The 14,607-nt window shown below is 42.8% G+C and carries 13 protein-coding genes and 1 pseudogene; 7 read left to right on the top strand and 7 right to left on the bottom strand.

Annotation, left to right across the window (positions count from 1 at the left end):
* Positions 1-52: 52 nt before the first annotated feature.
* Entirely contained in the window at positions 53-682 is a 630-nt protein-coding gene (locus U1P77_RS06270) for a CoA transferase subunit B (RefSeq protein ID WP_321156490.1), read from the top strand.
* Positions 683-970: 288 nt separating this feature from the next.
* On the opposite strand, the gene tnpA is transcribed toward U1P77_RS06270, so the two are convergent.
* The gene (gene tnpA, locus U1P77_RS06265) at positions 971-1,369 is read right to left on the bottom strand and encodes an IS200/IS605 family transposase (RefSeq protein WP_321154541.1); all 399 of its coding nucleotides are present in this window, start codon (positions 1,367-1,369) and stop codon (positions 971-973) included.
* Between the two features lie 74 nt (positions 1,370-1,443).
* Between tnpA and U1P77_RS06260 the strand changes: the two genes are divergently transcribed.
* From U1P77_RS06260 to dcd, 4 genes and pseudogenes are all read left to right on the top strand, one after another.
* On the top strand, positions 1,444-2,751 hold the full coding sequence (locus U1P77_RS06260) for an RNA-guided endonuclease InsQ/TnpB family protein (protein WP_321156489.1): 1,308 nt from the start codon (positions 1,444-1,446) through the stop codon (positions 2,749-2,751).
* 247 nt (positions 2,752-2,998) lie between these two features.
* Positions 2,999-4,213 carry an iron-sulfur cluster carrier protein ApbC gene (gene apbC / locus U1P77_RS06255; protein ID WP_414479072.1) on the top strand — a complete coding sequence of 405 codons (1,215 nt, stop codon included), beginning with the start codon at positions 2,999-3,001 and terminating at the stop codon, positions 4,211-4,213.
* Between the two features lie 198 nt (positions 4,214-4,411).
* Positions 4,412-4,870, top strand: a pseudogene (locus U1P77_RS06250) (DUF2804 domain-containing protein); the annotation flags it as partial.
* Positions 4,871-5,007: 137 nt separating this feature from the next.
* Entirely contained in the window at positions 5,008-5,583 is a 576-nt protein-coding gene (dcd, locus tag U1P77_RS06245) for a dCTP deaminase (protein ID WP_321156486.1), read from the top strand.
* A 108-nt stretch (positions 5,584-5,691) separates the two neighbouring features.
* On the opposite strand, the gene U1P77_RS06240 is transcribed toward dcd, so the two are convergent.
* From U1P77_RS06240 to U1P77_RS06215, 6 genes are all read right to left on the bottom strand, one after another.
* Positions 5,692-6,138, bottom strand: coding sequence for a ClpXP protease specificity-enhancing factor (locus U1P77_RS06240; protein WP_321156485.1), 447 nt, complete (start codon positions 6,136-6,138; stop codon positions 5,692-5,694).
* 94 nt (positions 6,139-6,232) lie between these two features.
* On the bottom strand, positions 6,233-6,847 hold the full coding sequence (locus U1P77_RS06235) for a glutathione S-transferase N-terminal domain-containing protein (protein WP_321156484.1): 615 nt from the start codon (positions 6,845-6,847) through the stop codon (positions 6,233-6,235).
* Positions 6,848-7,099: 252 nt separating this feature from the next.
* Positions 7,100-7,813 (bottom strand): cytochrome c1, encoded by a 714-nt coding sequence (locus tag U1P77_RS06230; RefSeq protein WP_321156483.1) that lies wholly within the window; start codon positions 7,811-7,813, stop codon positions 7,100-7,102.
* On the bottom strand, positions 7,813-9,033 hold the full coding sequence (locus tag U1P77_RS06225; RefSeq protein WP_414479071.1) for a cytochrome b: 1,221 nt from the start codon (positions 9,031-9,033) through the stop codon (positions 7,813-7,815). The genes U1P77_RS06230 and U1P77_RS06225 overlap by 1 nt, the downstream gene beginning before the upstream one ends.
* Before the next feature lie 7 nt (positions 9,034-9,040).
* Positions 9,041-9,625 (bottom strand): ubiquinol-cytochrome c reductase iron-sulfur subunit, encoded by a 585-nt coding sequence (petA, locus tag U1P77_RS06220; protein ID WP_321156482.1) that lies wholly within the window; start codon positions 9,623-9,625, stop codon positions 9,041-9,043.
* Between the two features lie 606 nt (positions 9,626-10,231).
* Complete coding sequence (locus tag U1P77_RS06215) at positions 10,232-12,181, bottom strand: ATP-binding cassette domain-containing protein (RefSeq protein WP_321156481.1); 1,950 nt, start codon at positions 12,179-12,181, stop codon at positions 10,232-10,234.
* Positions 12,182-12,469: 288 nt separating this feature from the next.
* On the opposite strand from U1P77_RS06215, the gene U1P77_RS06210 reads away from it, so the two are divergent.
* Together U1P77_RS06210 and U1P77_RS06205 are read left to right on the top strand one after the other, a co-directional pair.
* A complete protein-coding gene (locus U1P77_RS06210; protein ID WP_321156480.1) occupies positions 12,470-12,751 on the top strand; it encodes a SlyX family protein in 282 nt (93 codons plus the stop codon).
* Between the two features lie 455 nt (positions 12,752-13,206).
* Entirely contained in the window at positions 13,207-14,439 is a 1,233-nt protein-coding gene (locus U1P77_RS06205) for an OmpP1/FadL family transporter (protein ID WP_321156479.1), read from the top strand.
* Positions 14,440-14,607: the final 168 nt, after the last annotated feature.

The following is a 14,607-nucleotide window of genomic DNA, read 5'->3' as shown; positions in this document are numbered from 1 at the left end:
ACAAATAACGCTACATCAATAAGAGAAATATTGCAAAAATAAGGAAGATATCATGGCATGGACAAGAGAGCAGATGGCACAGCGCGCAGCGCAAGAATTAAAAGACGGCTATTATGTGAACCTTGGTATAGGCTTACCGACCTTAGTTGCCAACTACATCCCTGAAGGTGTGGACGTTTGGCTACAGTCGGAAAATGGCTTACTAGGTATTGGCGAGTTCCCAACAGTAGACAATGTCGATGCTGATTTGATCAATGCTGGCAAGCAAACGGTCACTACGGAGCCGGGTGCTAGCTATTTCAGTAGCTCAGAGTCGTTTGCAATGATTCGCGGCGGTCATGTCAACCTGGCGATTTTAGGCGCAATGGAAGTCTCAGAGCAAGGAGATCTAGCCAACTGGATGATTCCTAAGAAGATGGTCAAAGGCATGGGCGGCGCGATGGATTTAGTTGCAGGTGTGCAGCGAGTGATTGTATTGATGGAACAAGTCAATAAGCATGGCGACCCAAAAATCCTTGCCAATTGTGAGTTGCCATTAACGGGTAAAGGTGTGGTCGATCGCATTATCACTGAGCTTGCGGTACTGGATGTGACTGATAACGGTCTAAAATTAGTTGAGCTGGCAGAGGGCGTTAGCTTCGATGAGCTACAAGAAAAAACCCCAGTGACGATTGTCCAATAGCAGTTGTCCAGTAGCGGGTAATTAATTAGGCCACTGCTATTAGATAAAAATGTAATAAGAAGAGAACAAGGATAAATCATGGCGACTCAATTACAACAAGACTTAACCGGCAAGGTCGCTCTCATCACTGCTGCCCCTGCTTGGGCGTGATATTGCTGATATCAATCTTGACGCCGCACAGAAAACGGTTGATACTATTGAAGCTGCTGGTGGACGTGCGTTATCTATCAAAAAAGCGAAAGAGGACTCCACCCGACATCAGGGTGGAGGTGAATTTCGCATCGCTTGTTAGCCTTGCTGGTTCTGAATGTATTGCTTAATAATTTCTAATGGAGCGCCACCACAAGAGCTTGCAAAATATGATCGTGACCAAAGCACAGGTTTGGCATAAGCAGCTCTCAAGTCAATGAAATCACCCCTCATTCGTCTACTGGTGACTGATTTTAAGTTATTGACCAATTTGCTTAATTGCACCGTTGGCGGGTACTGGATAAGCATGTGGATGTGATCTGCACCACCGTTACATTCTTTTAACTCAGCATCAAAGCTCTTGCATACCTCAGCAACACACTCACTGAAATACTTGTGATGCACCCCGCCCAATACCTTTCTTCGATACTTGGTAATAAAAACCAAGTGAACATGGAGGTTAAAGGCCGCATGGCGATTTTTATATATCTCACTCATTGTAATAAAAACTCTTAAGTGCTAGTATTATCTACATATTATCAAATACACACTCATTAATAAAGAAAGCATTTATGAAAATCAACAAAGCGTATAAATTTAGGCTTGAGCCTAATTCGGAGCAAGAGGTTATTTTAAATAATCTGGTCGGCTCTGCACGTTTTGTTTGGAATCAAATGCTGGCAATATCGCTTGAGATGTTTGCCAAAAATGAGTTTATCAACGCCACTAATCTCGTTAATAAAATCATGAATTTAAAGAACAATCCTGATTTTGGCTTTTTAAAAACCCATTCTAATGCGGTGTCTTTGCAACAAAAGGTACGCGATCTTGCGGCTGCTTGGTCACGATTTTTTGACCCTAAAGTACATGCACGATTAAAAGAAAATAAAAAGAAACCTAGAAAACCCAAGTTTTTTAAACGGGCTGATGGGTCAGAAATCCAGTTACGGGCGCTGATGCCAAGATTCAAGCATAAATCAGATGGCTGCGATTCAATTCGCTTGGTTCAGTTTGATAAATACTGCCGTGTCGAGGGCAATCGGGTGAAACTACCTAATGGCATTGGTTTGGTGAAGTTTAGAAAATCTCAAGCCATTATCGGCACAATCAAAAATGTCACCCTTAGCAAGAAATCAGGTCACTGGTACGTGTCATTTGGCACTGAGAAAGCGTTACTGGAAAACCCAATCCATCCTTCTAAAAGTGCGTTAGGTTTGGATATGGGGATCACAAAACTACTCACCACCTCAAGCGGTCAGTACATCAAGCCCAAAAACAGCTTTAAAGCCAATCAAATCAAACTTGCCAAATTACAGCGTCGATTAAGTAAGAAAGTAAAATTTAGCGAAAACTGGAAAAAGCAAAATCGTAAGATTCAAAAGCTACATCATCATATTGCCAATATTCGCCATGACTACTTGCATAAAGTCACCACCACGCTCAGCAAAAGCCACGCCATGATCGTTGTTGAAGATTTAAAAGTAGCCAATATGTCGAAATCCGCAAGCGGTACAACCGCTCAAAAAGGGCGTAATGTCAAAGCTAAGTCAGGATTGAATAAATCAATTTTGGATCAAGGTTGGCATATGATGACCGTAATGCTTGAGTATAAGCAGCAATGGCGCGGTGGGTTACTCATTAAGGTAAACCCAAGATACACCAGCCAAACCTGCTCTAAATGCAAGCATGTGGCGAAAGAAAGTAGGCGTACTCAGGCAAAATTTGAGTGCGTTAAATGTATGTATGTTGCGAACGCAGATTTTAATGCGGCACGTAATGTATTGGCGGCAGGACATGCCGTTTTGTCTGTGGAGGGAGGATGCAGTAAAGGTCGCCCGTTGAAACAGAAAACTTGTGACAACCGTGAGGATGTCACCTAAGAGCTTCGGCTTTTAGAATCCCCCACTTGAGCCATGTGAAAGTGGGGGGAGTATGTCAATACCATAATGTTAGGCTTACTGGCGTTATGGTTTTTTTGTGATCATAATTCGGCTACACTAATACGCTTAATAGCGTTGGCGTCTATTTTTATTTTATTGTCGTTAGGTTAATTTATCGCTAATTTCATAATAATAATGCCACACTTACATATTCTTATAGACAGTAAAGGTAGCTATGTTTAATTTTATAAAAAAAATAACCCCCTCAAAATCTAAAACCTCAGAGCAGCGAGCAGCCCGTGATAGCTCTGTTGATAAGGTGCTGCTAGGTTATGAAGTGGGTGAGACCAGTATTGCACAGATGGTAACCGGATTAGATCGCGACGGTGATCAGCTCACTTTAGATTTGCGCCTACCACAAGACAGCGACCCCGAAACCATTCAGCAAGAACTGGGACAATTGCTGCAACCTCATGGTATCAAAGCGATTCATATGAATGTGCGTTTGTTAGCGTCAGATAAAGGCGCGTCTACAAGCTTGCCTAAAAGCATGCCAAAAACGACTGATGCCATGAGTAAGTCATCCAGTGCTTCTCAGGCTCCAGCACAATCTAACCCTGATCCAGAACCACCTATTAGCAAAGCAGCTCCCACCCAAGCATCACTGTCTCCGCATCCACATATTCGCCATATTATCGTGGTGGCTTCTGGTAAAGGCGGGGTGGGTAAATCAACCACTACTGTCAATATTGCCTTAGCATTACAAAAGCTTGGTAACCGTGTCGGCGTGCTCGATGCGGATATTTATGGGCCCAGTATGCCTACTATGCTAGGCGTGGCTGATGTAAGGCCTGAGCTAGAAAACGAACAATTTATACCGGTTAATGCTCATGGCATGGCGATGTTATCTATTGGTAGCTTGCTCGATGGTGATAATACGCCGGTGGCATGGCGCGGACCAAAAGCGACCGGTGCACTAATGCAACTGTTTAACCAAACCAATTGGCCACAGCTTGATTATCTAGTCATTGATATGCCTCCCGGCACCGGTGATATTCAGCTGACGCTAGCGCAGCGCATTCCAGTAACCGGCGCAGTTATTGTTACTACTCCGCAGCATATTGCGCTACTTGATGCCCAAAAAGGTATTGAGATGTTCAACAAAACCAATATTCCGGTGCTAGGCGTAGTGGAGAATATGGCACTGCACACTTGTAGCAACTGTAATCATACTGAAGCAATTTTTGGTGTTGGTGGTGGCGAGCGTATTGCTGAGCAATACCATGTGCCATTATTAGGGCAACTGCCACTAGCTACTGGTATCCGCGCACAGGTGGATAAAGGTGAGCCAAGTGTTTTAGCGGATGATGAATTTGCGCCGTACTATATAAGCATTGCCAAAAATATTGAAGCCAATATCGATAGATTTGCTAAGCCTATTGATAATAAGCGTATTTTTTAGCTGGTTGAGCAGTAGGGACAAAATAAACTGAATAGAATGTATTGTTATTAATAAACAAGGATGTTAATTAATATGCCGGCATTATCTGCTCAAAGTAGCTATCAGTCTCGACCTACCATTGATAACCTCATTCAAAACGGTCTTTGCCCAAGTTAAAAACATCAACTATCTTGATTATCACAGTCATCTACTGATTAGACCCTGGGCTATATGCGTCATGAGACCAATTGGTTTTGGACCTGTATTAATGGTTACTTGCCGGACGGCCACCACTTCCTACTGAATTTATCTATGGGTGTTAACGAAACGGGGATGAGTGAAAACGCTTGCTGGCTTGATGGACAAATCTTTTATTTAACGCCAGTACTATTCTCTCGCAATGAGATAAACTCGCAAGACAAAATTAACCAAAATACAAGCACAAAAAATCTCCAGCCTTGGCACATTTACCATCAGAATCTCGGCTGGAGCAAGGTCGATATTGATTTGACGTTTATGCCTATTACTGTTTATCAAAAAACCGATAACTTTGGTATGATTGCTAGTATTTTTGAGCAATGGCTTGGCGAGTATAGTGGGGAGATTCGGATAGGAGACCAGGTTGTTAAAATTGATAAAGTCATAGGATTGGCGGAAGATCACTTTGCGAAGTGGTAAGTACTCCGTTATATTAATTATAGATTTACTTTAAACGCCATCGACCCTATAAATTGTGCACTCAATTCCGTATAATCGTCGCTATCAAAATACTAGTAAGATCATAACCGCTATTCAATACTCGCTAAGGAATGACAATGTCTATCAAATCTGACCGCTGGATTCGTCAAATGGCTGAAGCTCATGACATGATTGAGCCATTTGAAGCCGGTCAAGTACGCTTTAATGACGACGGAGAGCGCTTGATCAGTTATGGTACCTCAAGCTACGGTTACGATGTGCGCTGTGCACCTGAGTTCAAGGTTTTTACCAACGTTCATTCAGTGGTTGTCGATCCAAAAAACTTCGATAAAAGAAGTTTTATTGATATTGTCGGCGATGAGTGCATTATTCCGCCCAACTCATTTGCGCTGGCACGTACGGTTGAATATTTCCGTATTCCACGTGACGTACTGACTATTTGCCTTGGTAAATCAACCTATGCGCGTTGCGGTATTATCGTCAATGTCACGCCACTTGAGCCAGAGTGGGAAGGGCATGTGACCTTAGAGTTTAGTAATACTACCAATTTGCCGGCACGTATTTATGCTGGCGAAGGAGTCGCGCAAATGTTGTTTTTCCAAAGTGATGCCGATGATGTTTGTGAGACCAGCTATAAAGACCGCGGCGGTAAATACCAAGGCCAAAAAGGTGTGACACTACCAAGAACCTAGTAGTGATTAAAGCTTAGCCTTTGGCAGATAAGCAACAAACAAAAAAGCTGGACGTGTCCAATACGCCCAGCTTTTTTGTGTTTAACTAAAATTAAACCACTATATCTATTACTTTAAAACTTTTAAGCCTGCTTTATTATCACGTTTGGGTTTAGTAGGCCCAGTAGTTGTATCTTGCTTAGAAGATGACCCAGAGGCATCGTCTTCTGGTTGATAATTATCATATTCATTAGGGTCAAAAAACATCCCTTGTGAGTTTTCTTTGGCATAAATACCCAGTACCGCGTTAAGTGGTACCCAAATATCTTGCGATACGCCACTAAAGCGCGCACTAAAGTGAATATAGTCGTTTTCTATACTCATATTACCGGTAGCGCGGCTGGCAATATTGAGCACAATACGACCATCTTGTACATGTTCGGTAGGGATCTGTACATTTTCAGCAGTTGCATCGACCATCAAGTATGGCGTGAGCGCATTATCTTCTATCCATTGATAAAGCGCGCGCACTATATATGGGCGGGTGGGAGTAATAGAAGTAGTGGTCTCGCTCATCTTATTATTTCCTGTGTTTAGGGTATTAAGTTAATATTTTAGCGAAATTATGGTTTCCTCGCTTTATTATTTAGCTTAGTTGATTATTGGTTGATCAACGGACACTCTTCTGAAAACTTTCGCGTTCGAATAGGCGCGTTTGATAATCAAGTAAAGGACGGCTAATGGCCGGAGGTAAAGTGATACCCATCTCATCTAATCGCCATAATAGCGGTGCCAGCAGCACATCACACCAACCAAAATCATCTGCCATAAAATAAGGTTTATGAGCGAATAGCGGTGATAAAGTAATCAAAGAGTCGGTCAGCTGTTTTTTTGCCATAGCGGCTTGCGCTTTATTGAAGCTATCTGGGTGCATAAGCAGTCGTTTACCCAGTACCAACCAATCGCGTTGAATACGCCAAGCCAATTGCCGAAATTGCGCACGCCCTTGAGGGGTATCAGGCAAAAGCTTGTTAGTGTGATAACGTTCTTCAATATATTCAAAGATAACATTGATCTCATACAGCGCAATATCACGCTGCTGTAAAACAGGTAAAGTATGATAAGGGTTCAGCTCGGTTAGGTCTTCGGGACGCTCTGAGTGCAAGCGGGACAAATAATAAGCCAGCTTCTTTTCTTCAAGTAATAGGCGCACTACATGACTGTCGTAGCCATCATCAGCGTATAAAATAAGCTGACTACTTGGTATGTCATTCGCATCAATCATGAAAGCCTAATGTTAATAGTTAAGGCTGCCATCGTAAACAAAGTCACCCTATTTATCAAGGTAGGAAGCGTAAACTAGGAGAGCTTACGTGATTTTTATCATACTGATTGATAACTTTTCGTCCTATTTTGCAATCATTTATCTAGGTAAATGTAGATTCATAAAATACAAGAGGTAAGTGTTTATTTACCCTAAAGTTAAATACGAAAAAGCACTACCGAAGTAGTGCTTTTTTTGAGAAATAAATTAAACTTACTTAACGTCTTTCCAGAACTCTTTATTCAGCAGATAGACCGGAATGAGCAAGACTAGTAAGAACAAAATGACAAAGAAGCCAATAACTTGACGATTATGACGATTAGGCTCCGCCATCCATGCCATGAAGTTAACCAAATCGCCCACTTCGCTTTCGAACTCTTCTTGACTCAAGCTTTGTTGCAGATTGTTCAGTACATGGGGCATCGCTGCGTTCTGTAGTACTAAGTTATTCGCACCCCAAGGACGACTTGGATCTTCATAGAACGATAATAGATAGGTATAAACCCAGTCATCACCGCGCAGTCTGGTCTCAAGCGAAAGATCTGGAGGCGCAGCCCCGAACCACGAGGCTTGAATGTCAGGATCAATCTCAGCGTCGATGTGATCACCGATTTGATCCGTAGTCACCATCAAATACTTTTCGACCAGCTCAGGTGGAATCGCTAAGTCTTTAGCGATACGTGAATGGCGAACGTACTTCGCTGAGTGACAACCGGCGCAGTAGTTCATAAACAACTTCGCGCCGTTTTGTAGCGAGCCCTTATTGGTAAAATCAATCGGGGCTTCACTACAGGCTAAGTGCTCTTCAACACCTTCAGCGTTGGTGAATGTCCCGCATCCACTGCCTGCTGCCAGCGCAGTACCAGCAGTCAAGGTTAATGCCGCGCCTAAGCCCAAACCAGCTAGGGATTTTATTAGCGTGTTCATTAGTGACCTCCGGTAACGCGTTCTGGTGGCTGTTTACACTTCTCAATGGATGTGTAAATGGGCATCAGTAAGAAAAACAAGAAATACAAGACTGTGAATATACGCGCCATTAGGGTTGCTGTTGGCGAAGTTGGCGTCGCGCCTAAATAACCTAAAGCTAAGAAGCTAATCGCAAAGACAGTTAGAGCGATTTTAGATAAGATACCTTTATAACGCATAGAGCGTACCGGCGATCTATCAAGCCAGGGTATTAAGAATAATACCGCAATTGCACCACCCATCGCGACAACACCACCAAGCTTATCAGGAATCGCACGTAAGATGGCGTAGAACGGCGTGTAGTACCATACTGGTGCAATATGTGCAGGCGTTTTCAGTGGGTTTGCTGCTTCAAAGTTAGGGGGCTCAAGGAAATATCCGCCGCCTTCTGGAAAGAAGAATACCACTGCAAAGAAGCAAATAAAGAACACCACAATACCGACCATATCGTGCACGGTATAATACGGATGGAACTCGATACCGTCTAATGGCACACCGTTCTTGTCTTTGAGCTTTTTAATGTCAATACCATCAGGGTTGTTAGAACCCACATGATGCAGTGCCACTAAATGCATGAATACCAGACCGACTAATACTAGCGGAATAGCAACCACGTGTAGCGCAAAGAAACGGTTTAGAGTAATACCTGAGATGATGTAATCACCACGCACCCATTCAGCAAGCCCATCACCAATAACTGGTAGAGCAGCAGGGAGGTTTAAGATAACCTGCGCGCCCCAGAATGACATGTTGCCCCACGGTAATAAGTAACCGAAGAAGCCTTCTGCCATCAAGGCTAAGTAAATGCCCATACCGATGAGCCAGATTAGCTCACGTGGCTTCTGGTAAGAGCCATAGAGTAACGCTCTAAACATATGCAGATATACCACTACAAAGAACGCTGAGGCGCCTGTAGAGTGCATATAACGAATCAGCCAGCCGCCCTTAACGTCACGCATGATATATTGAACAGACGCAAATGCTCCTTCGGCACTTGGGTTGTACATCATGGTAAGCCAAATACCGGTGATTAATTGGTTGACCAATACCACCATTGATAACACGCCAAAGAAATACCAAAAGTTAAAGTTCTTTGGTGCATAGTACTTTGACATATGGTATTCATAGGTTTCAGTCGCCGGAAAGCGCGCGTCCACCCAATGCATAATTTTTTTACCCATACTCATATTAAGCCTCCCCAACCGTCAAGATGGTACCATCCATACTATATTCTGGGATGGGTAAGTTAAGCGGAGCAGGAACACCGCTATAGACGCGGCCTGCTAAGTCATACTTAGAGCCGTGACAAGGGCAGAAAAACCCGCCATACCAGTCATTACCGCCTAAGTCAGCTGCGCCAACGTCAGGACGGTAGTTTGGTGCACAGCCTAAATGCGTACACACGCCATAAACGACCAACACTGTTGGTTCTAAGGAACGAGTAGGATTGGTACAGTATTCAGGCTGAACAGATTCGCTAGAATCAGGATCAACCAGCAATGGCTTAACTTCATCTAGTTTATCTAACATATCTTGGGTGCGTTTCACCACATAGGTAGGCTTACCGCGATATTTTAGGACAATCATTTGTCCCTCTTCGATAGAACCAATATCTTGGGTAATTGCAGCCCCTGCAGCTTCTGCTCTAGCGCTTGGCGTCCAAGAACGGACAAAAGGTGTCGCAACCGCAGCTACCCCAACTGCACCAATCGCGGCAGTCGTAGCAATTAGAACTCTACGGCGCTGTACATTAACGCCTTCGGCTTGGCTCATTAATACTTCCTCCAGGTGAATGAAATGGGATTATCCCACACTGGGTTTATGGCTTAGAAAAATTACGATATCAATTACAAGCCACGTTAGCTGTGCCTAATTTTACTAATTGTTGCTATTCTAAGCTATTTTGGTCATAAAATAAATTATTGTGTTAAAAATAAAATATCCTGACAAGACCTCTTTAACAGTTGAGCATTAGAAAAAATCCCTGCTGCACTGGTATCAATGTTTAAGATCAGGATTTGGTCTATTAGCACTTTTTTATTAGAGTGTAATGTTGATAATTACCTTAAAATTAATAAGGGTATTAATTAGTAGGGAATGATACTCGAAATTAAGACAATGTTCACTAACTTTCAGTACATTTCCCATGTGTAAACGGTCAAAAGCCACTACTTTCAGTACATTTCCCATGTGTAAACGGTCAAAAGCCACTAACTATCATTTTGTGTGACACCATAACAATTGTGGCTAAGTTTTAAAAAAACTTTGAAAAAACAATCTCTAAAAAACAATCTCTAAAAAAGAATCTTTAAAAAAAGGTTTCTAAATAACAGCATCTTCAAATGAAAGTTGTTAAATCAAAGCTTTTAGCATCGGCAATTAATCTTCAAGTGTATCCCAACGCTCAAGCTTATGCATCATCTCATCTTCTATGACTAATAAGCGCTCACTAGCAACCGTTGCAGCATCAAAGTCTTGATTAAACCATGAGCCATCAGCCAGCTTTTCTTGTAGCTGAGTTTGTTCGGCTTCAAGAGCAGCAATTTCTTTTGGTAAATTATCAAGCTCACGCTGATCATTGAAATTAAGTTTTTTGGTTGCTTTATTAGGCTTGGTAGTAGCAGCTTGTGCCGACTTACTGTTAGGCTTACTATTTGCCGTCCCATTATTACTAGATCTAGCCGCTAGGGCTGCTTCTTCGCGGGTTTTTTGTACCAGATATTCTTGATAGCCGCCAACATATTCTTTGACGATACCTTTACCCTCTTCATTGGTATCAAATACCCAAGTTGAAGTAACCACGTTGTCCATAAAGGAGCGGTCATGGCTGATCAGCAATATCGTACCGTTAAAGCTACTGACCGATTCTTCTAATAGCTCAAGGGTTGCCATGTCCAAGTCGTTGGTGGGCTCATCGAGCACTAAAATATTGGCAGGCTTCAAAAGTTGTTTGGCCAACAGTACACGGTTACGCTCACCACCTGATAACGCCTTAACCGGTGTACGTGCGCGCTCTGGGGCAAATAAGAAGTCTTGCAGATAGCTCATAATGTGGGTCTTGCGGCCACCAACTTCTACGAAGTCTGAGCCTTCTGAAACATTTTGGGCAACACTGGCTTCAAGGTCTAACTGGTCGCGCAACTGATCAAAGAAGGCAATTTTTAAACTAGTGCCTAATTCAACGCTACCAGTCTTGGTCACTTCATCGTCAGACATATCGAGTAGGGCTTTAATAAGCGTGGTTTTGCCTGCGCCATTAGGCCCGACAATACCAATTTTGTCACCACGCATAATGGCGGTGGTAAAGTTATCGACTAAGACATTACCATCATACTCAAGATGTAGATTTTTAACTTTACAGACCAGCTTGCCGCTTTTTTCACCTTGCCCCATAGTGATATTGACGTTGCCGACTTGCTCACGGCGGTCGCCACGCTCTGTACGTAACGCCTCTAGGTCACGTACGCGCCCTTCGTTACGAGTACGGCGAGCTTTGATTCCTTGGCGAATCCAAACTTCTTCTTGTGCCAGTTTTTTATCAAAGTTAGCGTTGTTTTTCTCTTCAGCTAATAATTGGAGCTCTTTTAGCTCTTGATAGCGTGCGTAACCGCCTGCGCCTTGAGTGACGTCATAGCTGGTCAACTGACCGCGATCAAGCTCGATGATACGAGTCGATAGCTTATTGACGAAAGCTCTATCATGGGTGACGAACAATAATGTCAGACCTTGCCAATCTAATAAGAAGCGCTCAAGCCATTCGATACTCTCAACGTCCAAATGGTTGGTAGGCTCATCAAGGAGCAGCACATCAGGCTTAGTAACTAAAGAACGCGCCAAGAGCACACGGCGCTTACGACCACCGGAGAGCGACGATAAGTCATCTTCTGGATCGAGTCCCATAGTGGTGATTAGACGGGTTGCTTCACGCTCTAAATCCCAGCCATGTACCGCATCGATATCATGTTGCAAATTTGCCATATGCTCGCACGCATTCATATCGCCATTGGCGCATAGATCGGTCTGCTTATTATAATTAATCAGTAGATCTGCGGTACGGCGACTGCCACCCATGACGATATCTAATATTCTACCGTTGGTTTCGGGCACATCTTGTTCGAGCATGGCAACGCGCACGCTGCTGTTAATAATGACTTCGCCGCTATCAGGCAGCAATGAGCTATTGATTAGCTTAAACAAGGTGGATTTGCCTTCGCCATTGCGGCCGATTAAGCACACGCGCTCGCCTGCATCGATAGCAAAGTCAATGCCATCAAGAACAGGAGCGACGCCAAAGGCAAGGTGGATGTCTTTTAAATGTATCAGTGCCATAGAGTATCTTAAGCTTATATAATAGTGAGGTAGGGGTTGTTGCGAAATTGCGAGCAGTATAACATGCTGCCACGCGACTGTAGCGTGAGTAAGCGTTTTTTATGACGGCTATTTTAGTGCTGCTATCATTATAAAAAGCTATCAAGACGCTATTCATAACTACATATTAAGTAATAACGGCTTATAGAATTAAACATCTTAACAATTAAGATTATTACCAGCTATTTGTCTGTAGCTCAGTACGCGAAACATTATAGAGGTCATAAACGTTATAACATCGAGGAAAATATGAACACATCTGCACCCCAAGACCAACAATTATCCAAGCCCCAAGACAATACTTCAGTAGTGCAATCTGAGTTGCAAGTACAAATGATCGAAATACAAATGAATATGGCACATCTTGAGCTAACGGTAGAGCGACTTGATGAGGTTATTACTCGGCAAGACAAGCATATCCGCGAGTTACAACGTCAGCTACAGCTGGTCTATAAGCAAGTAGAAACCCAAAATGCAGATAGTGGTATCGCCCCGTTCGACGTTATGGCCGATAGACCACCACACTATTAATTAGATGACAAGTAATTAAATGACAATCAGATACTAGCAAGATAAGTAGCCGTTAGATTTGCTGGTTTAATATCATTAAATTAACGCGACTCTCAACTTAATAGGGGCTATCGTAGGCTGGCGCTTTTAGCCCAGCCAATCGTAACAATTTGCCAAAAACGCTGGGCTAAAGCCACAGCCTACGCCAAAAATTATGATAGTTGAAAGTGAGGTTAAATTAATAACTGCCTATAAGTAAGGTGGCGGTATGCAGCATTTATATCGCATAGTAAAGAAACAATTGTATTCGCGTTGATAGATATAAATGTCTTCTACTGACTGTTCAGTCATAATAGAGCAATAATGTGTTTTTTGGTTGTCTTAGTGTTTGAAAGGCATTAGTATCCTCTCCGGATGCCGTTTACCTACCATGTTTGGAGTAGCGGTAAAACAATGCGGATGTTTGGAGATACACAATGGGCCCCACTTTTCACTTAAAAACGCTTGCGGTAGCTATCGCTGCTTTTTCTGTCGCTGGCGTTGCTAGTGCCGCCGGTCTTGATCGTTCAGGCCAAGATATTACCGCATTCCTACAGGACGGATTGTACGCTGAAGCCAGCTATACCTATATCGATGGCGATGTGAGTGGTGAAGATAAAACAGAGGATGAAAATAAGATTGACGATATCGCAGAATCGTATGATTTTGTCCGTTATGGCGTAAAAGCGGATATCAATGATACCTTTAGCGTGGGTGTTTTATACGACGAGCCTTTCGGCGCAGCAGCTGATTATAGTGGTGATAATGACTTTGTAGATGCAAGTGGTGAAGGTACTAATGTAGAAGTACGTACCGAAAGCATTACTGCTATCGTTGGCGCAAAATTTGGTGAAAATAAGAATTTCCAAGTTTATGGCGGTCCTGTAGCGCAGCGTGTACAAGCGGATGTAAAGCTACGTGGCGAGGCTTATAGCATAGCAAATGGTTATACTACCCATATCAGTGCTGACCAAGATTATGGTTGGTTAGCGGGTGTTGCTTATAGTAAGCCTGAAATTGCTTTGCAGGCAGCATTGACCTATCGTTCTGAGATTGAACACAATACGCAAGCATCTGAAATCTATCCTCGTGTCGATAATCTACCCACTGCTCTAGGGCTTTCAGCAAATAGAAGCGATACTATTGAAATTACCACCCCTAAATCTGTAAATTTTGATTTTCAAACCGGTATTAATCCTACTATGTTAGCCACTGCTAAAGTACGCTGGGTACCATGGAGCGATTTTGCGATTACTCCATCGTTATATAATGAAAATAGTAAGGGGCTAATAGGTGTACCTGGTGTCTCTGGCATTCCTCCAGAAGGGTTAGATTTAGTTAGTTATGATAAAGATCAATGGTTGGTAGAATTGGGTCTTGCCAAACGTCTGACCCCAGCCCTAGCCATTACTGGTAATGTTGGTTGGGATAGTGGTGCGGGTGATCCAACTACGTCATTAGGTCCTATCGAGGGCTATTACAGTGTCGGTCTGGGCGCGAAGTATAACGTCACTCCAAATTGGGCCGTATCAGCGGGTGGTAAATACCTATGGTTCGGTGATGCTGAAGGCCAAATCCCAAGCAAAACTATCGTTAGTAACTTTGAAGACAACGATGGTTATATTGTTGGTGTGAAATTGTCTTACCAAGCCAAACAAAATTTTAACTAGAGTGTAATAGGGTTAACCTTATGTAAGGTCAATGCTGTTATATACATAGAAAAAGCGATCCTTAATGGGTCGCTTTTTTATGTATGGCATAAACAGAAATAGATAGTATTTTAAAAGCTCCAACCACAAACGGCTTTTGAGGAAACACCAGAATTATTTATTATCTAA

Origin of the sequence: Psychrobacter sp. LV10R520-6 (assembly GCF_900182925.1) — a bacterium.
Lineage (GTDB): Bacteria > Pseudomonadota > Gammaproteobacteria > Pseudomonadales > Moraxellaceae > Psychrobacter.
This window is presented reverse-complemented; position numbering and strand designations above follow the sequence as displayed.

Excerpts from the sequence above, each read along its gene's own strand:
- dcd (WP_321156486.1), top strand. The coding sequence starts at position 5,008 with ATGTCTATCAAATCTGACCGCTGGATTCGTCAAATGGCTGAAGCTCAT.
- U1P77_RS06205 (WP_321156479.1), top strand. The coding sequence starts at position 13,207 with ATGGGCCCCACTTTTCACTTAAAAACGCTTGCGGTAGCTATCGCTGCT.
- U1P77_RS06230 (WP_321156483.1), bottom strand. The coding sequence starts at position 7,813 with ATGAACACGCTAATAAAATCCCTAGCTGGTTTGGGCTTAGGCGCGGCA.
- U1P77_RS06215 (WP_321156481.1), bottom strand. The coding sequence starts at position 12,181 with ATGGCACTGATACATTTAAAAGACATCCACCTTGCCTTTGGCGTCGCT.
- U1P77_RS06260 (WP_321156489.1), top strand. The coding sequence starts at position 1,444 with ATGAAAATCAACAAAGCGTATAAATTTAGGCTTGAGCCTAATTCGGAG.
- petA (WP_321156482.1), bottom strand. The coding sequence starts at position 9,625 with ATGAGCCAAGCCGAAGGCGTTAATGTACAGCGCCGTAGAGTTCTAATT.
- U1P77_RS06270 (WP_321156490.1), top strand. The coding sequence starts at position 53 with ATGGCATGGACAAGAGAGCAGATGGCACAGCGCGCAGCGCAAGAATTA.
- U1P77_RS06225 (WP_414479071.1), bottom strand. The coding sequence starts at position 9,033 with ATGGGTAAAAAAATTATGCATTGGGTGGACGCGCGCTTTCCGGCGACT.
- U1P77_RS06235 (WP_321156484.1), bottom strand. The coding sequence starts at position 6,847 with ATGATTGATGCGAATGACATACCAAGTAGTCAGCTTATTTTATACGCT.
- U1P77_RS06240 (WP_321156485.1), bottom strand. The coding sequence starts at position 6,138 with ATGAGCGAGACCACTACTTCTATTACTCCCACCCGCCCATATATAGTG.
- U1P77_RS06210 (WP_321156480.1), top strand. The coding sequence starts at position 12,470 with ATGAACACATCTGCACCCCAAGACCAACAATTATCCAAGCCCCAAGAC.
- tnpA (WP_321154541.1), bottom strand. The coding sequence starts at position 1,369 with ATGAGTGAGATATATAAAAATCGCCATGCGGCCTTTAACCTCCATGTT.